Here is a 22,014-nt window from a genome sequence, read left to right on the forward strand (position 1 = left end):
CGGCAAAAGCCATCTGTTTACCTATTTTTTATATTGAATCCTTAAAGGAGTGCGGCACATGTCAAAAGGGCATTCGCTACAAGACCCTTACTTGAATACTTTACGTAAAGAGAAAGTGGGGGTTTCCATCTACCTGGTGAACGGGATCAAACTGCAAGGCACGATCGAGTCGTTCGACCAGTTCGTTATCCTGCTGAAGAACACCGTCAGCCAGATGGTTTACAAACACGCTATCTCTACAGTCGTGCCGGTTCGTCCAATTCGTCTGCCAAGCGCAACCGAATCCGAAGCAGGTGACGCTGAGCCAGGTAACGCCTGATAGGAGTCTCCTTTGTTCTTTGAGCGCCACGGTGGTGGTGAACGAGTCATCCTCGTTCACTTGGATGGACAGGACCCTGAGGCGCGCGAAGATCCGCAGGAGTTTCAGGAACTGGCAAATTCGGCTGGCGCCGAGACCGTTGCGTTTTTTAACGTGCCGCGTCATCGGCCAACCGCCAAATACCTGATTGGCAGCGGCAAGGTCGAGGAATTGCGCGACCTGGTCCACGCCGAAGAAGCCGATCTGGTGATCTTCAATCACGTCCTTACGCCCAGTCAGGAACGTAACCTCGAACGTGTTTTCGAGTGTCGCGTGATCGACCGTACCGGTCTGATTCTCGATATTTTCGCCCAACGCGCCCGTACCCATGAGGGCAAGCTCCAGGTAGAACTGGCCCAGCTTGACCACATGAGCACCCGGCTGGTTCGCGGCTGGACTCACCTAGAGCGTCAGGGTGGCGGTATCGGCATGCGCGGCCCGGGTGAAACCCAGCTCGAAACCGACCGGCGACTGCTGCGGGTTCGCCTGCGTCAGATCAAGGGCCGGCTGGAAAAAGTGCGCAGCCAGCGCGAACAGTCGCGTCGCGGCCGCTCCCGTGCGGATATCCCTACCGTGTCTCTGGTGGGATACACCAACGCCGGTAAATCCACGCTGTTCAATAACGTGACCAAGTCCGACGTGTACGCGGCTGACCAGCTGTTCGCCACGCTCGACCCGACCCTGCGCCGTCTGGATCTGGACGACCTGGGGCCGATTGTCCTGGCCGACACGGTGGGTTTCATCCGCCACTTGCCGCACAAACTGGTCGAGGCATTTCGGTCTACGCTCGAAGAGTCGAGCAACTCCGACCTGCTGTTGCACGTGATCGATGCGGCCGAACCGGATCGCATGTTGCAGATCGAGCAGGTGATGGTGGTGCTGGGCGAGATCGGTGCCCAGGACTTGCCGATCCTCGAGGTCTATAACAAACTCGATTTGCTTGAAGGCGTTGAGCCACAAATCCAGCGCGATGAAAACGGCAAACCCCAGCGGGTCTGGCTGTCGGCGCGTGATGGCACCGGTCTGGAATTGCTCGAGCAGGCGATTGCCGAGTTGTTGGGCAGTGACCTGTTCGTAGGAACCTTGCGCCTGCCTCAGCGGTTCGCGCGTCTGCGTGCGCAGTTCTTCGAACTGGGCGCGGTACAGAAAGAAGAACACGACGAAGAAGGGGTCAGCTTGCTGGCCGTTCGATTGCCACGCTCGGAGCTCAATCGACTGGTGAGTCGTGAAGGCGTTGTGCCGACGGAGTTCATCGAGCAACACACTTTGCAATAAAAGCCTGGCAAAGCGGTTGTGCCGCAACGGCAGGCATTCTGTAGCATTGGTCGGCGCGCCGTGGGTGCGTCTTTGCTTTATCAGATGGAGAGCGCTATGGCTTGGAATGAGCCGGGTGGCAACTCGAACAATCAGGATCCTTGGGGTGGCAAGCGTCGCAACAACGGCGACCGCAAGGGACCGCCGGATCTCGACGAGGCCTTCCGAAAGCTGCAGGAAAGCCTGAACGGGTTGTTCGGTGGTGGAAAAAAACGCGGTGATGACGGTGGTGGCTCGGGCAAGAGCGGCGGCTTCGGCGGCCTGCTCGGCATCGGCCTGGTCGTGCTGGCGGCCGTCTGGCTGTACAGCGCGGTGTACGTCGTGGACGAGCAGGAGCAGGCCGTGGTGCTGCGCTTCGGCAAGTACTACGAGACTGTCGGTCCCGGCCTGAACATCTACTTCCCGCCGATCGACAAGAAGTACATGGAGAACGTCACGCGTGAGCGTGCCTACACCAAGCAGGGCCAGATGCTGACCGAAGACGAGAACATCGTCGAAGTGCCGCTGACCGTGCAGTACAAGATCAGCAACCTGCAGGACTTCGTGCTGAACGTCGACCAGCCGGAAATCAGCCTGCAACACGCGACCGACAGTGCGCTGCGCCATGTGGTGGGTTCCACCGCGATGGACCAGGTGCTGACCGAAGGTCGTGAGCTGATGGCCAGCGAGATCAAGGAGCGTCTGCAACGTTTCCTCGATACCTATCGCACCGGTATCACCGTCACCCAGGTCAACGTACAGAGCGCAGCGGCACCGCGTGAAGTGCAGGAAGCCTTCGATGACGTGATCCGCGCCCGTGAAGACGAGCAGCGTTCGCGCAACCAGGCTGAAACCTACGCCAACGGCGTGGTGCCGGAAGCCCGTGGTCAGGCACAGCGCATCCTCGAAGATGCCAACGGTTACCGTGACGAAACGGTCTCGCGCGCCAAGGGTGAGGCAGATCGCTTCACCAAACTGGTCGCCGAGTATCGCAAGGCGCCCGAGGTCACTCGCCAGCGTCTGTACCTGGACACCATGCAGGAAGTCTTCAGCAGCACCAGCAAGGTACTCGTGACCGGCAACAAGAACGGCCAGAGCAACCTGCTTTACCTGCCGCTGGACAAGATGATTCAGAACAGTTCGGGCAGCAATGCACCGGTCACCGGTTCGGCTGCCGTCAGCAACAACACGGATGCTGCGCCGCATGTCACTGACCTGCCGCAGTCGCGTACAAGGGAGACCCGCTGATGAGCAATAAATCGCTGATCGCCCTGATCGTTGGCGTTGTTGTGGTACTGGTTGGCTGGAACTGCTTCTACATCGTTGCTCAGACCGAGCGCGCGGTGTTGCTGCAATTCGGTCGCGTGGTTCAGGCTGACGTTCAGCCGGGTCTGCACGTGAAGGTTCCTTACGTTAACCAGGTGCGTAAATTCGACGCACGTCTGATGACGCTGGACGCACCGACACAACGCTTCCTGACGCTGGAAAAGAAAGCCGTGATGGTCGATGCCTACGCCAAGTGGCGCGTGAAAGATGCCGAGCGCTTCTACACCGCAACGTCCGGCCTCAAGCAGATCGCCGACGAGCGTCTGTCCCGTCGTCTGGAATCGGGCCTGCGTGACCAGTTCGGTAAGCGCACCCTGCACGAAGTGGTGTCCGGTGAGCGCGATGCGCTGATGGCTGACATCACCGCGTCGCTGAACAAGATGGCGGAAAAAGAGCTGGGTATCGAAGTGGTCGATGTCCGGGTCAAGGCCATCGATCTGCCGAAAGAAGTGAACCGCAGCGTGTTCGAGCGTATGAGCACCGAGCGTGAGCGTGAAGCTCGCGAGCACCGCGCCAAGGGTAACGAGCTGGCCGAAGGCATCCGTGCCGACGCCGATCGTCAACGCCGCGTGCTGCTGGCTGAAGCCTATCGTGAATCCGAAGAGATTCGCGGTGACGGCGACGCCCAGGCCGCTGCGATCTACTCCAAGGCCTACGGTCAGGATCAGGAGTTCTACGGTTTCTACCGTAGCCTGCGTGCCTACCGTGAAAGCTTCGCGAACAAATCCGACGTCCTGGTCCTCGACCCAAGCAGCGACTTCTTCCGTTACCTGGAAAAGTCCAAGCCTTGATACGACGTTGACCTGAATCATTCCGCCCGGCGGCTAAAACCTCGGGCGGGGTGATCCTTTGGGAAAACGTGTGTATGATGCGGCAGCCGGGAAATTCCCGGCTTTTTTGCGTCTGCACGTTTGATTGCTGTTTTTGTTGCAGAAGATCGGGTTGAATGGCCCGACAGTTTTTCGAGGAAAGTGATGGGCGAAGCCGGTAACAGGCCTTTCGCCGCGTCGTTCATGCGCGTGCGTTTTGAACGGGCCGGTCATTTTCTGCTTCACTCAAGGCTCGCCCTCGGGCTGGCCGCCCGGATCTAAGGGGAATGGCGTAATGGCAACGGTAGACCGCTGGCTGCTGCCAGATGGCATCGAAGAAGTACTGCCACCGGAAGCGGCGCGCATTGAAGTCGCGCGTCGTCAGGTGTTGGATCTGTTCCAGAGCTGGGGTTACGAGTTTGTCGTGACTCCCCATATCGAGTACCTGGAATCCCTGCTGACCGGCGCGGGCCAGGACCTGGATCTGCGTACCTTCAAGGTCATCGACCCGCAATCGGGCCGGCAGATGGGTTTCCGTGCCGACATCACGCCGCAAGTGGCGCGCATCGATGCGCACACCCTGCGTCGCGAAGGCCCGAGCCGTCTGTGCTACGCCGGCAGTGTGCTGCATGCCCAGCCGCGTGCCTTGTCGTCCTCGCGCAGCCCGATCCAGTTGGGCGCCGAGTTGTACGGCGATGCCAGCCCGAGCAGCGACGTCGAAGTCATCAGCCTGATGCTGGCCATGCTGCAACTGGCCGACGTGCCGGACGTGCACATGGACCTCGGACATGTCGGCATCTACCGCGGTCTGGCCCAGGCGGCCGGCCTGTCGGGTGAAGTCGAGCAGCAGTTGTTCGATGCGTTGCAACGCAAGGCCATCGACGAGGTCATTACCTTGACCGAAGGCCTGCCGGCCGATCTGTCCGGCATGCTGCGTGCGCTGGTCGACCTGTGCGGCGGTCGTGAAGTACTGACCGCTGCCCGCGAGCGTCTGGCCAATGCGCCGGCCCCGGTACTGGCGGCACTGGAAGACTTGCTGGCGATTGCCGAGCGTCTGTCGGTGCGTTTCCCGGAGCTGCCGCTGTACTTCGACCTCGGCGAGCTGCGCGGTTATCACTACCACACCGGTGTGGTGTTCGCGGTGTTCGTGCCGGGTGTTGGCCAGTCCATCGCCCAGGGCGGTCGCTACGACGACATCGGCGCCGACTTCGGTCGCGCCCGTCCGGCCACCGGCTTCTCCACCGATTTGAAAACCCTGGTGACCCTGGGGCGTGCTGAGATCGAGCTACCGTCTGGCGGTATCTGGATGCCTGACAGTACGGATGCGGCACTCTGGCAGCAGGTTTGCCAGTTGCGCAGTGAGGGTCAGCGTGTCGTTCAGGCGTTGCCTGGACAACCTTTGGCCGCCGCCCGTGATGCGGACTGCGACCGGCAATTGATCCAGCAGAACGGGCTTTGGCAAGTATCGCCACTGGCTTCTTGAGTTTTCCTGCCGGCTGACGCCGGCACCAAGTTTGCGCGAATGAGGACAAGTGTTATGGGTAAGAATGTCGTAGTCCTGGGCACCCAATGGGGTGATGAGGGCAAAGGCAAGATCGTTGATCTGCTGACCGAACATGCTGCCGCCGTAGTGCGCTACCAGGGTGGCCACAACGCCGGTCACACTCTGGTGATCGACGGTGAAAAAACCGTCTTGCACCTGATCCCGTCGGGCGTGCTGCGCGAAGGCGTGCAGTGCCTGATCGGCAACGGCGTGGTGGTTGCACCTGACGCCCTGCTGCGCGAGATCACCAAGCTGGAAGAGAAAGGCGTACCGGTGCGCGAGCGCCTGCGCATCAGCCCTTCCTGCCCGCTGATCCTGTCCTTCCACGTGGCGCTGGACCAGGCCCGTGAAAAGGCCCGCGGCGAGCTGAAGATCGGTACGACCGGTCGCGGCATCGGCCCGGCTTACGAAGACAAGGTTGCACGTCGTGGCCTGCGTGTTGGCGACCTGCTCAACATGCCGCGCTTTGAAGACAAGCTGCGTGAACTGGTGGACTACCACAACTTCATGCTGGTCGGTTACTACAAAGAGCCTGCCATCGAGTACGAAAAGACTCTGGCCGAGTGCAAGGAATACGCCGAGCTGCTCAAGCCGCTGATGCTGGACGTGACTGCCGAGCTGCACGACCTGCGTCGCGCCGGCAAAGACATCATGTTCGAAGGCGCCCAGGGTTCGTTGCTCGACATCGACCACGGTACCTATCCGTACGTGACCAGCTCCAACACCACCGCGGGTGGCGTTGCGACCGGTTCGGGCGTTGGCCCGATGTTCCTGGATTACATCCTGGGCATCACCAAGGCTTACACCACTCGCGTAGGTTCGGGTCCATTCCCGACCGAGCTGTTCGACGAAGTCGGTGCGCACCTGGCCAAGCAAGGTCACGAGTTCGGTGCTACCACCGGCCGTGCCCGTCGTTGCGGCTGGTTCGACGCCGTTATCCTGCGTCGCGCTATCGATGTGAACAGCATCTCGGGCATCTGCCTGACCAAGCTGGACGTACTCGACGGTCTGGAAACCATAAACATCTGCACCGGCTACAAGGATGCACAAGGCAACGCTGTTGCCCCGACTGACGCTGACAGCTACGTAGGTCTGCAGCCTGTGTACGAAGAAGTGCCAGGCTGGACCGAATCGACCGTGGGTGCCAAAACCCTGGAAGAGCTGCCGGCTAACGCTCGTGCCTACATCAAACGCGTTGAAGAGTTGATCGGCGCGCCGATCGACATTATTTCGACGGGTCCGGACCGCAACGAAACCATCGTTCTGCGCCATCCGTTCGCTTGATAAGTCGTTGATGTAAAAACACAAAGGCCCCTTCATCGGGGCCTTTGTCGTTTATGCCTGTTGGACGGCATGACCTTTGCTGTGATTCTGTCTACAAGAGTGCCATCAAATTAATGGCGTCAGAAGTAGAGGGATTCAAAGTGTCAGCCGTTCTCTCACTGTTACAAAGCCGTCTGTTGCGGCCCGTGTTCGTTACCCTTGGTATCGCCCTTTTGGTGCAAGTGCTGGTGGCCGTCGCCCTGACGCGGAGCACCGTCACCGCGCTGGAAGCCGATCTCGGCACTCGCCTGGGCGCCGACAGCCAGAAGTTGTCCGGTGAGCTTGAGCAGGCCGGGCGCGAAGTCACGTCGAGCCTCGACAACCTCTCCTCAAGTACTCGTCAGCGTCTTACCGCCGGTCTTTCCTCGCGTCTGAAGGAAGAGCAGGCGCAGCTGCGTGCGACTCTGGAAAAAGACCTGAAGGATTCGGCCAATGACATGGCCCAGTTGCTGGCCTCGGTGGCGCCTCGCGCCATGTGGGACAGCGACGTGCCGACCCTGTCCGAGTTCGCCCGCCGGGCCCAGCGCAATCCCAACGTGCTGTTCGTGGTGTATGACGACGCCACCGGCCAACATCTGACCCGCTACCTCAACCGCGAAAACCCGATCAACAAGGCCCTTTTGGAAAAAGGCCAGGGTGAGCGGGCGCTGGATAAAGTGCTGGATGCGGCGAAGAACGATCCGTCGGTCTACTACCTCGAAGCCTCGATCAATCCCAATGGCGTGGAAATCGGCAAGGTGCTGATGGGCGTCTCGACCGCCTCGGTTGAAACCGATCTGGCGGCGCTCGATCAGCGCTTCACGGCGTTGATTGCCAGCAGCGATCAACTGGTCGGCGACAGCCTCAAGGGCGCCGCTGCCGACAGTGCCACCGCCATGCGTGCGCGCCTGCAATCGGCGCAATCCACGGCTGCCGAAATGAAGGCCAACACCACCAGTACCGTGCAGGACGCAGCAGCAACCCTGCGTTGGCGTATCGGCATGGGCCTGGCGCTGGTCGGTGCCGGCGTGCTGTTGCTGCTGGCGGTGGTGCTCGGTCATCGAGTGGTCAATCGCCTGAAAATGCTTAACGCCGCCATGGATGATCTGGCAGCAGGCGAGGGCGATCTGACCAAGCGCGTGCAGATCAACAGCAAGGACGAAATCGGCGACATGGCGTCGGCGGTCAACCGCTTTGTGGACAAGTTGCAGCCGATCGTGCGCGAGGCCGGGGATGTGGCTCAGCGTACCGGTCTGGAAATCGGCGCCATGACCCTGCGCAACGCCGGTGCCGATGCTGCGGCCGGGATGCAGCGTGATGAAGTGGCCGAAAGCCTGCGGGCGCTTTCGCAAATGGCCGACGAAGCGCAATCGGAAAGTCATGCGATGCAGGCGGCGCTGAAGCAGGTGGTGGATATTCGCCAGGCCACTGACGAGAACACTCGCACCTCGGCCAAGGTCGGCAGTCTGATCGAGGCGCTGGCGGGGCAGGTCGATACCGGGGCGAAAGTTATCGAACGGCTGGCGCAGCAGAGCGAGCAGATCGAAGTGGTCCTGACCGTGATTCACGGAATCGCCGAGCAGACCAACCTGCTGGCGCTCAACGCGGCCATCGAAGCGGCCCGAGCCGGCGAGACCGGTCGCGGGTTTGCGGTAGTGGCGGATGAAGTCCGTGCGTTGGCGAGCAAGACCCAAAGCTCCACCGGCGACATTCAGGCGCACATCGTGGCCTTGCAGCAGGGTGCCCGTGAGGCGGTGGAGGCGATCGGCCAGGCCGGGCGTCAGGCCAGCGAAGGCTTGCTGGTACTGCGTGACAGTGCGCGGTTGCAGCAGTCGGTGCAGGCGTCGGTCGAGCAGGTGCATGCGGCGATTGGCCTGGCGACTCAGGCAGCGGCGCATCAGGCGCAAGGCGCGCAGGCTGTACGTGGGCGGGTCGAGACGATTCATGCCCAGGCCGAGAAAGCCGCCCAGGCGGTGGTCGAGACCACGGCCAGCGGCAAGGTGCTGGATGGTCTGGCGGCGCAGCTCAAGGCGAGTCTGGGGCAGTTCCGGGCCTGATAGTCCGGGCAAAAAAAATCGCAGCCTCGGCTGCGATTTTTTTATCGGCTCAAATACATTCGGGTCGTCAGCAGATACACCGGCAGCCCGGACACCACAATCAACAACGCCGCATAAGGCGCCGCCGCTGCGAACTCGACATTCGCGGTGTGCGCCCAGACTTCGGTCGCCAATGTGTTGAGCCCGGTCGGGCTCAGAAGCAGCGTCGCCGTCAGTTCTTTCATGGCATCCAGAAACACCAGCGCAAACGCCGCGCCAAGTGCCGGAAAGATAATCGGCAGGGTCACTCGGCAGAACGCCGTGAACGAAGAGGCGCCCAGCGTGCGGGCGGCTTCTTCGAGTTGCGGTGCGGCCTTGTTCAAAGCCGTGCGGATCGGCGCCTGAGCCAGCGGCAGAAACAGCAGCGCATAAGCGATCAGCAATAGCGCGGAGGTCTGGTACAGCGCCGGCACGTAATGCAGGGCGAAATACACCAGCGTCAGGGCGATCACTAATCCCGGCAGGGCGTGCAGCAGATAGGGCAAGCGCTCGGCCCAGATCGCCAATTGGCCTTTGTAGCGCACCACCAGCAACCCGACCGGCACCGCCAGTACCAGACACAATCCCGCGCCACCCAGCGATAGCGCCAGCGACGACAGCAAAGCTTCGGTGATCGCCGCAACCGGGAATGCCGCTGACGATCCCACGGCAAGCCAGTAAGCCAGCATGCCCAGCGGAATCCCGCTGCCGACAATCGCCAGCATCAGGCAATACAGCTGACCGGCAATCGTCCAAGGCCCGAGTCGCACTTGTTCAGCCCGACGCGCCGCTCCCTGGCCAGTGCGCACATGACGGCCCTTGCCGCGCACGCGCAACTCCAGCCACAACAGCATCAGGCACAGCGCCAGCAACACTGCCGACAGCATTGCCGCGTTGGCATTGCTGAATTCCAGTTCGAATTGCTGATAGATCGCGGTGGTGAAGGTTTGCAGACCAATGATCGACAGTGCGCCGAATTCCACCAGCATGTGCAATGCGATCAGCAAGGAACCGGCCAGCAGCGAAGGCCAGAGCAGGGGCAGGGTGACCCGGAAAAACACGCCCCAGCGATTCTGGCCCAGCGTCCGTGCCGATTCCTCAAGAGAGGGATCGAGATTGCGCAGGGTTGCCGCGACCGGCAGAAAGATCAGCGGGTACTTCGACAGGCTCATCACCAGGATCGCCCCGCCGAGTCCTTCGAACTGCGCACTGAGCGAAACCCAGGTGAAGCTGCTGACAAATGCCGGCACCGCGAACGGCAGGCAAAGAATCACGCCCCACAGCCGTCGGCCCGGCAGATTGCTGCGCTCCAGCAACCACGCCAGCGACAGGCCGATCAGGCCACAGGTCACGGTTACGCCAACCATCAGCGCTAGCGTATTGCGCAGCAGGCCGAACACATACGGGCGCCACAGCAAGTGCAGCGCCTCGGACCAGCCCGCCTGCCAGGCTTTGAGCCCGACGTAGGCCAGCGGCAACAGGCTCATGACCACCAGCAACAACACCGGCAGCATCAGCCAGATCGACGGCCGCTTGCGCCGTGGCACGTAACCCCCGCGTGTAGCGGGGGCGGATAACGATGCGGTCATCAGTTCAGGCCAACTTCGCGTTCCAGCTCCAGCGCTTCCTCGGCATTACCCAGATCGGCCGGCGTGACGTCCGGCGCTTCCAGTTCACTGAAAGGCTTGAGGCCGCGATCCGATTCCATGCCTTTGTGCAGCGGGTATTCGGCGGTGGTCTGGGTGATCACGCGCTGGCCTTCTTCGCTGGCCATGTAGGCGAGGAATTGCTGGGCTTCTTTTGGATGTTTGCTGGATTTCAGCACGGCTGCGCTGGACACGGTGATCAGGCCGCCAACGTCACCGCCGGTGAAGTAATGCAGTTTCGAATCAAGCTGGCCTTTTTCCCGTTGCAGGGCGAACCAGTAATAGTTGTTCACCAACACGGTGGCGACTTCGCCGTTTTCCACAGCCTTGAGGGCGACCATGTTGTTGCTATAGGTCTTGCCGAAGGCACGCAGACCGGTCAGCCATTCTTCGGCGGCTTCGCGGCCGTGTTTTTTGATGATGGCGACAGCCTGTTCCTGGAACGCGCCGCTGGTCGGTACGAAACCGACCTTGCCTTGCCACTGCGGGTCGGCGAAATCCAGCACCGATTTCGGCAGGTCCTTTTCGTCGATCAGTTTCGGGTTGAAAGCCACCACGCGAACCCGGGCGGTAACGCCGATCCACGTGCCGTTGCCGGCGACGTATTCTTTCGGCAGAACAGCCAGGGTCGCGTCGTCGGCCTTGGCCAGCAGGCCTTGCTCGCCGAGGTTGTTCAGCGGCGGGGATTCTTCGGTGTAGATGACGTCGGCGGGGGAGCGGTCGCCTTCTTCGATGATCTGGCTGGCCAGCTGATTGCTGCTGCCCTTGCGTACATTGACGTGAATGCCGGTCTTGGCTTCGAAGGCTTTGGCGATCGCGTCGCCGACTTCCTTGTGTTGACCGTTATAGAGAGTCAGGGAAACTGCGTCGGCAGCCTGGGTGAGGGGAGTGGCGAGTGCCAGGCCGAGCAGGGTGAAGGTCAAGCCGCGGCGCAGGGTATTTCGAAACATCATTCGCAGGGTTCCTCACTGTCGCATTGCAAAAACTTGCAACAATGATAAACGATATTGTTTCTCAAGTGCGCCTTGCGGGGAGGAGGTGGGTCTGGTAGGCGTTGGGGCTCAGACTTTTCCAAACCCCGGAAACGCAAAAACCCGCTTTCGCGGGTTTTTGTGAAATTCAAGATCGTGACCTTGAATTTGAATTGGTGCCCAGAAGAAGACTCGAACTTCCACGACCGTAAGGTCACCAGCACCTGAAGCTGGCGTGTCTACCAATTTCACCATCTGGGCTTCATCTTCAGCGTTGCCGCTGTTGATGTGGCGCACTATACGGAGCGCCTTTTGATCTGTAAACCCCTGATTTGATTTTAATAAATCATTTTCAGAAAAAAGGCGGGGCGCAGAATGCAAAAAACCCGCTTTCGCGGGTTTTTGTGTGAGTCTTGAAACTGATCTAGTCTCAAACTCGAAATTGGTGCCCAGGAGAAGACTCGAACTTCCACGACCGTAAGGTCACCAGCACCTGAAGCTGGCGTGTCTACCAATTTCACCACCTGGGCATCTCGTCAACGTGTGTACGTCGTCGATGGCGCGCACTATACGGAGCGCCTTTTTAACTGTAAACCCCTGCCAGCAAAAAAAATGATTTTTTTTACCAGCGGTGTTCAAAACGCCCTCCAGGCGTCGATACAAGGCTCCAGACGCGCCTTATATAGTCGGAAATTTCCCGTTTGATGGCGCCTATGCCAAACTAACCCGCATATAGACAAGGTGAAAACTCTCTAATGGCCGATTGGCAGTCCCTCGATCCCGAGGCCGCTCGTGAAGCGGAAAAATATGAAAACCCTATTCCCAGCCGCGAACTGATCCTTCAGCACCTTGCTGATCGGGGTTCGCCTGCTGCCCGCGAGCAACTGGTCGAAGAGTTTGGTCTGACCACAGAAGACCAGATCGAAGCCCTGCGCCGCCGCCTGCGCGCCATGGAGCGCGACGCTCAACTGATCTACACCCGCCGTGGCACGTATGCGCCGGTGGACAAGCTCGACCTGATCCTCGGTCGCATCAGTGGTCACCGCGACGGCTTCGGCTTCCTGGTGCCGGATGACGGCTCCGACGACCTGTTCATGAGTCCGGCGCAAATGCGTCTGGTGTTCGATGGCGACCGTGCCCTGGCCCGTGTGTCCGGCCTGGATCGTCGTGGTCGTCGCGAAGGCGTGATCGTCGAAGTGGTGTCCCGTGCCCACGAAAGCATCGTCGGCCGTTACTTCGAAGAAGGCGGTATCGGCTTCGTCGTTGCGGACAACCCGAAGATCCAGCAGGAAGTGCTGGTCACCCCGGGCCGCAACGCCAACGCCCAGATCGGTCAGTTCGTCGAGGTGAAAATCACCCACTGGCCGACTCCGCGTTTCCAGCCGCAAGGCGATGTGATCGAAGTCGTCGGCAACTACATGGCGCCGGGCATGGAAATCGATGTTGCCCTGCGCACCTACGACATTCCGCACGTCTGGCCTGAAGCCGTTCTGAAGGAAGCCGGCAAGCTCAAGCCGGAAGTCGAAGAGAAAGACAAAGAGAAGCGCGTCGACCTGCGCCATCTGCCGTTCGTCACCATCGACGGCGAAGATGCCCGCGACTTCGACGACGCGGTCTACTGCGAAGCCAAGCCAGGCAAGCTGCGCCTGTTCTCCGGCGGCTGGAAGTTGTACGTGGCGATTGCCGACGTTTCCAGCTACGTGAAGATCGGTTCGGCCCTGGACAACGAAGCCCAGGTGCGCGGCAACTCGGTGTACTTCCCCGAGCGCGTGGTGCCGATGCTGCCGGAGCAGCTCTCCAACGGCCTGTGCTCGCTGAACCCGCACGTCGATCGTCTGGCCATGGTTTGCGAGATGACCATCTCCAAGTCCGGCGAAATGACCGACTACTGCTTCTATGAAGCAGTGATCCATTCCCACGCCCGTCTGACCTATAACAAGGTCAGTGCGATGCTGGAAACGCCGAAGGCTACCGAAGGTCGCAAGCTGCGCGGTGAATACACCGACGTCTTGCCGCACCTCAAGCAGCTCTACGCGCTGTACAAGGTGTTGCTGGCTGCCCGTCACGTGCGCGGCGCGATCGATTTCGAAACGCAGGAAACCCGGATCATCTTCGGTTCCGAGCGCAAGATTGCCGAAATCCGTCCGACCACCCGTAACGATGCACACAAGCTGATCGAGGAATGCATGCTGGCGGCCAACGTGGCCACCGCTGAATTCCTGAAGAAGCACGAAATCCCTGCGCTGTACCGCGTCCACGACGGCCCGCCACCGGAGCGTCTGGAAAAACTGCGTGCGTTCCTCGGTGAGCTCGGCCTGTCCCTGCACAAAGGCAAGGATGGTCCGTCGCCGAAGGACTATCAGGCCCTGTTGGCCAGCATCAAGGACCGTCCGGATTTCCACCTGATCCAGACCGTGATGCTGCGCTCCCTGAGCCAGGCGGTGTACAGCGCCCAGAACGAAGGCCACTTCGGCCTGAATTACGAAGCCTATACCCACTTCACCTCGCCGATCCGGCGTTACCCGGACTTGCTCACGCACCGGGCGATCCGCAGCGTGATCCATTCGAAACAGGACACCCCGCACGTTCGTCGTGCCGGTGCGATGACCATTCCGAAGGCGCGCATCTATCCGTACGACGAAGCAGCGCTGGAGCAACTCGGCGAGCAGTGCTCGATGAGCGAGCGCCGTGCCGACGAAGCGACCCGCGACGTAGTGAACTGGCTCAAGTGCGAGTTCATGAAGGACCGCGTGGGCGAATCGTTCCCGGGCGTGATCACTGCCGTGACCGGTTTTGGTCTGTTCGTCGAACTGACCGATATCTACGTCGAAGGTCTGGTGCACGTCACCGCACTGCCGGGCGACTACTACCACTTCGACCCTGTGCACCACCGCCTGGCGGGCGAGCGCACCGGTCGCAGCTTCCGTCTTGGCGATACCGTTGAAGTGCGCGTCATGCGCGTCGATCTCGACGAGCGCAAGATCGACTTCGAGATGGCTGAAAAAACCATCAGCGCGCCGATCGGCCGCAAGAAGCGTGGCGCCGAGACGACCGCTCCTGCAGCGAAGGTTGTGGAAGAAAAGGCTCCGGCAAAAACCGCCAGTCGTCGTCCTGCCAAAGAAAAGGTTGCCGAGGCTTATCGTCCAAGCGATGCCGTGGCGAAAAACGCCGAACTGCGCAAAAGCCGTGAAATGAAGAAGGCCTTGCTGGCCGACGCCAAAAACGGTGGTAAAGCGGCGTCCGGGGGAAAGACCGGACGGTCGGCGCCTGAAAAGGCCTCCGGCGGCAAGCCAGCCAAACCGAGCAAACACCGTAAAGGCCCGCCGAAAGCGGGTTCCGCTCCAGCCAAAAGTGGCGGGGCGCGTAAACCGAAGGCGAAGTCATGAGTCAGTTGGAAAAAATCTACGGCGTTCACGCGGTAGAAGCGTTGCTGCGTCACCACCCTAAACGCGTCAAGCAGATCTGGCTGGCCGAAAGCCGCAACGATCCGCGCGTGCAGACCCTGATCGAACTGGCCAACGAAAACCGGGTTCAGATCGGTCAGGCCGAGCGCCGTGAAATGGATGCCTGGGTCGAAGGCGTGCACCAGGGCGTGGTGGCGGACGTCAGTCCGAGCCAGGTCTGGGGTGAGGCGATGCTCGACGAGCTGCTCGATCGCACCGAAGGCGCGCCGCTGTTGCTGGTGCTCGACGGCGTGACCGACCCGCACAACCTGGGCGCCTGCCTGCGTTCGGCGGATGCTGCCGGTGCGCTGGCGGTCATTGTGCCAAAAGACAAGTCGGCCACCCTGACACCTGTGGTGCGTAAAGTGGCTTGCGGCGCGGCGGAAGTGATTCCGCTGGTGGCCGTCACCAACCTTGCGCGCACCCTGGAAAAGCTCCAGCAGCGTGGTCTGTGGATCGTCGGCACGGCGGGTGAGGCCGAGGTCAGCATCTATGACCAGGATCTGACCGGCCCGACCATCCTGATCATGGGCGCCGAAGGCAAAGGCATGCGTCGCCTGACCCGTGAGCATTGCGATTACCTGGTGCACCTGCCGATGGCCGGTAGCGTCAGCAGTCTCAACGTTTCTGTTGCGACCGGCGTGTGCCTGTTCGAAGCCCAGCGCCAGCGCGGCGCCAAGGCCAAGGCGACTGTCAAAAAGGCTTAAGCCTTACGCCGATTCAAATGTGGGAGCGGGCTTGCTCGCGAAAGCGGAGTGTCAGTCGACAAAAATGTTGCCTGATGTATCCCCTTCGCGAGCAAGCTCGCTCCCACAGCGTTTTATGGCGGGGCAAAATTTTGGTGACTGTTCAAATAATCACCAATTGCCTTGCACCTCTTCAGTCCCTTCTCTACAATTGCGCCCCTTGCTGTGGCGGCAGGCATGCATGTGCCCCGCGCCAGCAAGTCCATAAGTGTCATTCACTCCTTGTCTGACCGTTTTTGAGCGGCAGGCTACAACCCGTAAGGAGCATTCATGCGTCATTACGAAATCATCTTTCTGGTCCACCCTGACCAGAGCGAGCAAGTCGGCGGCATGGTTGAGCGTTACACCAAGCTGATCGAAGAAGACGGCGGCAAAATCCACCGTCTGGAAGACTGGGGCCGTCGTCAACTGGCCTACGCAATCAACAATGTTCACAAGGCTCACTACGTGATGCTGAACGTTGAGTGCACCGGCAAGGCCCTGGCCGAGCTGGAAGACAACTTCCGCTACAACGATGCAGTGATCCGTAACCTGGTCATCCGTCGCGACGAAGCCGTTACCGGCCAGTCCGAGATGCTCAAGGCTGAAGAAAACCGCAGTGAGCGCCGTGAGCGTCGCGAACGTCCTGAGCACGATGGCAGCGCCGATGGCGATGACAGCGATAGCGACAGCGACAACAGCGATAACGCTGACGAGTAATCCACGGACCTTTTAAGGAGCCTATCAAATGGCACGTTTCTTCCGTCGTCGTAAATTCTGCCGCTTCACCGCTGAAGACGTGAAGGAGATCGATTACAAAGATCTCAACACTCTGAAAGCCTACGTATCCGAGACCGGCAAAATCGTTCCAAGCCGCATCACCGGTACCAAAGCTCGTTATCAGCGTCAGCTGGCCACCGCTATCAAGCGCGCCCGCTTCCTGGCCCTGCTGGCCTACACCGACAGCCACGGCCGCTGAGACCGGGCAGTCGACAAGTAGCAAAGGATTGAATGCATGCGTGCCTTAGCTGAGTTCATCATGCGCGGCCGTATGCAGGCCACTCTCGTAGTGGCCGGGTTTGCAACATTGCCGTTGTTGTATTGGTTGGGTGCTGCCGCCGGGAGCCTGGTGCTTCTGCGGCGCGGATTGACCGACGCCCTGGGCGTCGTGTCGCTGGGACTGCTGCCGGCATTGATCTGGTGGTTGTATGCCGATGACCCACGGGCACTTCTCGTGCTGCTGGGTTCTTCGGGGCTTGCGCTGGTGTTGCGCGCAAGCGAGTCCTGGGTCCGTACGCTGCTGGTCAGCGTAGCCATGGGGCTGGTGTTTTCAGTGGTGCTCGGGGCGGCGTTTGCGCCCCAGATCGAGATGCTGGCGCAGGCCTTGGTAAAGGTCATGCCCGCGCTTCTCGGTGATGCCTACCAACAATTGTCGGTAGACGAGCAGGCGCATTTCGCGTCGCTGATCGCACCGGTCCTGACCGGCCTGATTGCGGCTTTGTTGCAGATCGTCAGCGTGCTGAGCCTGATTGTCGGGCGTTACTGGCAGGCGTTGTTGTACAACCCGGGTGGTTTTGGTCGCGAGTTTCGCGCCATCCGGATCCCGCTGGGGCCGGCGATGTTACTGCTGGCGTTGATGCTTCTGGGCCCGAATCTCGGTGCACAGATGGCCATGTTGACGCCGTTGTGCAGTGTACCGCTGGTGTTCGCCGGGCTGGCCCTGATTCACGGGCTGGTGGCGCAAAGGCGACTGGCCGGTTTCTGGCTGGTGGGGTTGTACGTGACGCTGTTGCTGTTCATGCAGCTGATCTATCCGTTGCTCGTGGTTCTGGCCATTGTCGACAGCCTGATTGATTTTCGCGGTCGGGTGTCGAAAGACACCGATAACGCGAACGGTGAAGGTTAAAAGTTAAGAGGATTTCCACATGCAACTGATCCTTCTGGAAAAAATCGCCAACCTGGGCAACCTGGGCGACAAAGTAAACGTTAAGGCCGGTTACGGCCGTAACTACCTGCTGCCTTTCGGCAAAGCCACCGCTGCGACCGCTGCCAACCTGGCTGCGTTCGAAGAGCGTCGCGCTGAGCTGGAAAAAGCCGCCGCAGACCGTAAAGCATCGGCTGAAAGCCGTGCTGCCCAACTGGCCGAGCTGGAAGTGACCATCACTGCCACCGCTGGCGACGAAGGCAAGCTGTTCGGTTCGATCGGTACTCACGACATCGCTGACGCACTGACCGCCTCCGGCGTTGAAGTTGCGAAAAGCGAAGTTCGTCTGCCGAACGGCACCATCCGCAACGTGGGTGAATTCGACGTGGCTGTGCACCTGCACGCCGAAGTTGAAGCCACCGTACGCGTTGTCGTGGTAGCAGCTTAAGCAACACCCTGATCGACTGGTGGCTTGTCCGTCAGACGGTTAACATCGGGCACGATCCTGTTTACAGGTCGTGCCCTTTGTCTTTCTGCACTCCCTGCTTTTCCTGATTAAAAAGTGGCCATGAACGAAATCTCCGCTCCCGAGCAATACGATCTGCAAACCGCCGCGCTGAAGGTGCCGCCGCATTCCATGGAGGCCGAACAGGCCGTGCTCGGTGGTCTGATGCTGGACAACAACGCCTGGGAACGCGTGCTCGATCAAGTCTCCGACGGCGATTTCTACCGACATGACCACCGTCTGATTTTCCGTGCGATCGCCAAACTGGCCGATCAGAACATGCCGATCGACGTCGTGACCCTTGCCGAGCAACTGGACAAGGAAGGTCAGACCTCGCAGGTCGGCGGCCTCGGTTACCTTGGCGAGCTGGCGAAGAACACGCCGTCTGTCGCCAACATCAAAGCCTATGCGCAGATCGTCCGCCAGCGTGCGACGTTGCGTCAGTTGATCGGTATCAGCACTGAAATTGCCGACAGCGCCTTCAACCCCGAAGGTCGCACCGCCGAGGAAATCCTCGACGAAGCCGAGCGGCAGATCTTCGCGATTGCCGAGGCCCGGCCAAAAACCGGCGGCCCGGTGGGCGTGAATGACCTGTTGACCAAGGCCATCGACCGCATCGACACCCTGTTCAACACCGCCGACTCGATCACCGGCCTGTCCACCGGCTACACCGACCTCGACGAGAAGACCAGCGGCCTGCAACCGGCCGACCTGATCATCGTCGCCGGCCGTCCGTCGATGGGTAAGACCACCTTTGCGATGAACCTGGTGGAAAACGCCGTGTTGCGCAGCGACAAGGTGGTGCTGGTGTACTCCCTCGAGATGCCAGGTGAATCGCTGATCATGCGTATGCTGTCGTCCCTCGGTCGTATCGACCAGACCAAGGTGCGTTCCGGCCAGCTGGAAGACGACGACTGGCCGCGCCTGACCTCGGCGGTCAACTTGCTCAACGACCGCAAGCTGTTCATTGATGACACCGCCGGCATCAGCCCGTCGGAAATGCGCGCCCGGACCCGGCGTCTGGTGCGCGAGCACGGCGACATCGGCCTGATCATGATCGACTACCTGCAGCTGATGCAGATCCCGGGTTCCAGCGGTGACAACCGGACCAACGAGATTTCCGAGATCTCCCGATCCCTGAAAGCCCTGGCCAAGGAATTCAACTGCCCGGTAGTCGCCCTGTCGCAGCTCAACCGCTCCCTGGAACAACGTCCCAACAAGCGTCCGGTGAACTCCGACTTGCGGGAATCCGGAGCGATCGAGCAGGACGCCGACGTGATCATGTTCGTGTACCGGGACGAGGTGTATCACCCGGAAACCGAACACAAGGGCATCGCCGAGATCATCATCGGCAAGCAGCGGAACGGCCCGATCGGCTTCATCCGCCTGGCCTTCATCGGCAAGTACACCCGCTTCGAAAACCTCGCGCCGGGCAGCTATAACTTCGACGACGACGAGTAAGTCTGTCGTCGTCTGAAAGCCCCTGATATTTCCGACCACAGCCGTCGGAATTGGTCATTTTTTGTGCTATATTCCGCGCCCGCGATTTTGCACCTCAACACCGGTCATCGACATGCAAGCAGCCAAGCCGTTATTTGACTATCCAAAATACTGGGCCGAATGTTTCGGGCCGGCGCCATTCCTGCCGATGAGCAGGGAGGAGATGGATCAGCTTGGCTGGGATTCCTGCGACATCATCATTGTTACGGGAGATGCCTACGTCGATCACCCGTCGTTCGGCATGGCGATCATCGGCCGGCTGCTTGAGTCGCAAGGCTTCCGCGTCGGGATCATCGCGCAGCCGAACTGGCAGTCCAAAGACGACTTCATGAAGCTTGGCGAGCCGAACCTGTTCTTCGGCGTCGCGGCCGGCAACATGGACTCGATGATCAACCGCTACACCGCGGACAAGAAAATCCGTTCCGACGACGCCTACACCCCGGGTGGCATGGCCGGCAAACGTCCGGACCGCGCGAGCCTGGTTTACAGCCAGCGCTGCAAGGAAGCCTACAAGCACGTGCCGATCGTGCTCGGCGGCATCGAAGCCTCCCTGCGCCGCATCGCCCACTACGACTACTGGCAGGATCGCGTGCGCAACTCGATCCTGATCGACGCCAGCGCCGACATCCTGCTGTACGGCAACGCCGAGCGGGCGATTGTCGAAGTCGCCCAGCGTCTGTCCTACGGTCACAAGATCGAAGACATCACCGATGTGCGCGGCACCGCGTTCATCCGTCGCGACACGCCGGCGGGCTGGTACGAAGTCGACTCCACGCGCATCGACCGTCCGGGCAAGATCGACAAGATCATCAACCCGTACGTCAACACCCAGGACACTCAGGCTTGCGCGATCGAGCAGGAGAAGGGCCCGATTGACGATCCGGAAGAAGCCAAGGTCGTGCAGATCCTGGCCAGCCCGAAAATGACCCGCGACAAGACCGTGATTCGCCTGCCGTCGATGGAAAAGGTGCGTAACGACCCGGTCCTGTACGCCCACGCCAACCGCGTGCTGCACCTGGAAACCAACCCGGGCAACGCCCGTGCGCTGGTGCAGAAGCATGGCGAGATCGACGTCTGGTTCAACCCGCCGCCGATTCCGATGACCACTGAAGAAATGGACTACGTGTTCGGCATGCCTTACGCACGTGTTCCGCACCCTGCGTACGGCAAGGAAAAGATCCCGGCCTACGACATGATCCGTTTCTCGGTGAACATCATGCGTGGCTGCTTTGGCGGCTGCACCTTCTGCTCGATCACCGAGCACGAAGGCCGGATCATCCAGAACCGTTCCGAAGAGTCGATCATTCGCGAAATCGAAGAGATCCGCGACAAGGTGCCGGGTTTCACTGGCGTCATTTCCGACCTCGGCGGCCCGACCGCGAACATGTACCGCATCGCCTGCAAGAGCCCGGAAATCGAATCCGCGTGCCGCAAGCCATCGTGCGTGTTCCCGGGCATCTGCCCGAACCTGAACACCGACCACTCGTCGCTGATTCAGCTGTATCGCAGCGCCCGTGCCTTGCCGGGTGTGAAGAAGATTTTGATCGCCTCCGGCCTGCGTTACGACCTCGCGGTCGAGTCGCCGGAGTACGTCAAGGAGCTGGTAACCCACCATGTTGGTGGTTACCTGAAGATCGCCCCGGAACACACCGAGGAAGGTCCGCTCAACCAGATGATGAAACCGGGGATCGGCACCTACGATCGCTTCAAGCGCATGTTCGAGAAGTACACCAAGGAAGCCGGGAAAGAGCAGTACCTGATTCCGTACTTCATCGCCGCGCACCCGGGCACCACCGATGAAGACATGATGAACCTGGCCCTGTGGCTCAAGGGCAACGGCTTCCGTGCCGACCAGGTGCAGGCGTTCTATCCGTCGCCGATGGCCACCGCCACCGCGATGTACCACTCCGGCAAGAACCCGCTGCGCAAGGTCACCTACAAGAGCGACGGCGTGACCATCGTCAAGAGCGAGGAGCAGCGTCGTCTGCACAAGGCGTTCTTGCGTTATCACGACCCGAAAGGCTGGCCGATGCTGCGTGAAGCGCTGACCCGCATGGGCCGCGCCGACCTGATCGGGCCGGGCAAGAACCAGTTGATCCCGCTGCACCAGCCGGCCACCGACAGCTACCAGAGTGCCCGTCGCAAGAACTCGACACCGGCCGGCAGCCACAAGGTCGCGAAAGAGAAGACCACCAAGATCCTCACCCAGCACACCGGTCTGCCTCCACGTGCCAGCGACGGCGGCAATCCATGGGACAAGCGTGAACAGGCCAAGGCCGCGGCATTCGCCCGCAACCAGCAGGCCGCCAAGGAGCGCAAGGAAGCCGCGAAAGGCAAAGGGCCGAAACCGGCACGCAAGCCGGTCGTACCGCGCTAAAGAGAACGCCAACCTTCGGGTTGGCGTTTTGCATTTAAGAGCTAAATGATCGTTCCCACGCTCTGCGTGGTAATGCCTCCAGGGACGCTCCGCGTCCAGTGACGCAGAGCGTCACGGGCTGCATTCCCACGCGGGAGCATGGGAACGATCAAGTACCAGGCCGCTTTCGCAACATTTGCGTGCAACTGTGCCAAACCATTTCACCGCATCGCCCGAT

17 protein-coding genes and 2 tRNA genes are annotated in these 22,014 nt (G+C 60.5%); 15 read left to right on the forward strand and 4 right to left on the reverse strand.

Going from position 1 to position 22,014, the window contains the following annotated elements:
• Positions 1 to 58 precede the first annotated feature (58 nt).
• The 7 genes from hfq to K5E37_RS24425 all read left to right on the forward strand — a co-directional run bounded on the left by hfq (position 59) and on the right by K5E37_RS24425 (position 8,688).
• Positions 59 to 319, forward strand: coding sequence for an RNA chaperone Hfq (hfq, locus tag K5E37_RS24395; RefSeq protein WP_007902656.1), 261 nt, complete (start codon positions 59 to 61; stop codon positions 317 to 319).
• Positions 320 to 331: 12 nt separating this feature from the next.
• A complete protein-coding gene (gene hflX / locus K5E37_RS24400) occupies positions 332 to 1,633 on the forward strand; it encodes a ribosome rescue GTPase HflX (protein WP_007950725.1) in 1,302 nt (433 codons plus the stop codon).
• A 96-nt stretch (positions 1,634 to 1,729) separates the two neighbouring features.
• Positions 1,730 to 2,899, forward strand: a complete 1,170-nt coding sequence (hflK, locus tag K5E37_RS24405; RefSeq protein ID WP_085608500.1) for an FtsH protease activity modulator HflK — start codon at positions 1,730 to 1,732, stop codon at positions 2,897 to 2,899.
• The gene (hflC, locus tag K5E37_RS24410) at positions 2,899 to 3,768 is read left to right on the forward strand and encodes a protease modulator HflC (RefSeq protein ID WP_007950723.1); all 870 of its coding nucleotides are present in this window, start codon (positions 2,899 to 2,901) and stop codon (positions 3,766 to 3,768) included. Before hflK ends, hflC begins: the two co-directional genes overlap by 1 nt.
• 313 nt (positions 3,769 to 4,081) lie before the next feature.
• Complete coding sequence (locus K5E37_RS24415) at positions 4,082 to 5,269, forward strand: ATP phosphoribosyltransferase regulatory subunit (protein WP_007950716.1); 1,188 nt, start codon at positions 4,082 to 4,084, stop codon at positions 5,267 to 5,269.
• A gap of 54 nt (positions 5,270 to 5,323) precedes the next feature.
• Entirely contained in the window at positions 5,324 to 6,613 is a 1,290-nt protein-coding gene (locus tag K5E37_RS24420) for an adenylosuccinate synthase (RefSeq protein ID WP_007950715.1), read from the forward strand.
• A 140-nt stretch (positions 6,614 to 6,753) separates the two neighbouring features.
• Positions 6,754 to 8,688, forward strand: a complete 1,935-nt coding sequence (locus tag K5E37_RS24425) for a methyl-accepting chemotaxis protein (protein WP_007950714.1) — start codon at positions 6,754 to 6,756, stop codon at positions 8,686 to 8,688.
• Positions 8,689 to 8,729: 41 nt separating this feature from the next.
• Here the strand turns inward: K5E37_RS24425 and K5E37_RS24430 are convergent, their stop codons facing one another.
• The 4 genes from K5E37_RS24430 to K5E37_RS24445 form a co-directional block, all read right to left on the reverse strand.
• Positions 8,730 to 10,295: an iron ABC transporter permease gene (locus tag K5E37_RS24430; RefSeq protein ID WP_221535374.1), complete on the reverse strand. Its 1,566-nt coding sequence runs from the start codon at positions 10,293 to 10,295 to the stop codon at positions 8,730 to 8,732.
• The gene (locus K5E37_RS24435; protein ID WP_085608502.1) at positions 10,295 to 11,305 is read right to left on the reverse strand and encodes an extracellular solute-binding protein; all 1,011 of its coding nucleotides are present in this window, start codon (positions 11,303 to 11,305) and stop codon (positions 10,295 to 10,297) included. Before K5E37_RS24435 ends, K5E37_RS24430 begins: the two co-directional genes overlap by 1 nt.
• A gap of 192 nt (positions 11,306 to 11,497) precedes the next feature.
• Positions 11,498 to 11,584: transfer RNA gene (locus K5E37_RS24440), tRNA-Leu, on the reverse strand.
• Positions 11,585 to 11,766: 182 nt separating this feature from the next.
• Positions 11,767 to 11,853: transfer RNA gene (locus K5E37_RS24445), tRNA-Leu, on the reverse strand.
• A gap of 225 nt (positions 11,854 to 12,078) precedes the next feature.
• Between K5E37_RS24445 and rnr the strand changes: the two genes are divergently transcribed.
• The 8 genes from rnr (at position 12,079) to K5E37_RS24485 (ending at position 21,797) form a co-directional block, all read left to right on the forward strand.
• Positions 12,079 to 14,709: a ribonuclease R gene (gene rnr, locus K5E37_RS24450; protein ID WP_221535375.1), complete on the forward strand. Its 2,631-nt coding sequence runs from the start codon at positions 12,079 to 12,081 to the stop codon at positions 14,707 to 14,709.
• Complete coding sequence (gene rlmB / locus K5E37_RS24455) at positions 14,706 to 15,473, forward strand: 23S rRNA (guanosine(2251)-2'-O)-methyltransferase RlmB (RefSeq protein WP_085608504.1); 768 nt, start codon at positions 14,706 to 14,708, stop codon at positions 15,471 to 15,473. The genes rnr and rlmB overlap by 4 nt, the downstream gene beginning before the upstream one ends.
• A gap of 309 nt (positions 15,474 to 15,782) precedes the next feature.
• Positions 15,783 to 16,211: a 30S ribosomal protein S6 gene (rpsF, locus tag K5E37_RS24460; RefSeq protein WP_007950702.1), complete on the forward strand. Its 429-nt coding sequence runs from the start codon at positions 15,783 to 15,785 to the stop codon at positions 16,209 to 16,211.
• A 28-nt stretch (positions 16,212 to 16,239) separates the two neighbouring features.
• On the forward strand, positions 16,240 to 16,470 hold the full coding sequence (gene rpsR / locus K5E37_RS24465) for a 30S ribosomal protein S18 (protein ID WP_002551829.1): 231 nt from the start codon (positions 16,240 to 16,242) through the stop codon (positions 16,468 to 16,470).
• A 36-nt stretch (positions 16,471 to 16,506) separates the two neighbouring features.
• Positions 16,507 to 17,397: a hypothetical protein gene (locus K5E37_RS24470; protein ID WP_221535376.1), complete on the forward strand. Its 891-nt coding sequence runs from the start codon at positions 16,507 to 16,509 to the stop codon at positions 17,395 to 17,397.
• Positions 17,398 to 17,416: 19 nt separating this feature from the next.
• A complete protein-coding gene (rplI, locus tag K5E37_RS24475; protein WP_003186385.1) occupies positions 17,417 to 17,863 on the forward strand; it encodes a 50S ribosomal protein L9 in 447 nt (148 codons plus the stop codon).
• A 120-nt stretch (positions 17,864 to 17,983) separates the two neighbouring features.
• On the forward strand, positions 17,984 to 19,381 hold the full coding sequence (gene dnaB / locus K5E37_RS24480) for a replicative DNA helicase (RefSeq protein ID WP_221535377.1): 1,398 nt from the start codon (positions 17,984 to 17,986) through the stop codon (positions 19,379 to 19,381).
• Positions 19,382 to 19,493: 112 nt separating this feature from the next.
• Positions 19,494 to 21,797 carry a YgiQ family radical SAM protein gene (locus K5E37_RS24485; protein WP_085608506.1) on the forward strand — a complete coding sequence of 768 codons (2,304 nt, stop codon included), beginning with the start codon at positions 19,494 to 19,496 and terminating at the stop codon, positions 21,795 to 21,797.
• Positions 21,798 to 22,014: the final 217 nt, after the last annotated feature.

The sequence above is a fragment of the Pseudomonas sp. RIT778 genome (assembly GCF_019718735.1).
GTDB classification, from domain to species: domain Bacteria; phylum Pseudomonadota; class Gammaproteobacteria; order Pseudomonadales; family Pseudomonadaceae; genus Aquipseudomonas; species Aquipseudomonas aphyarum.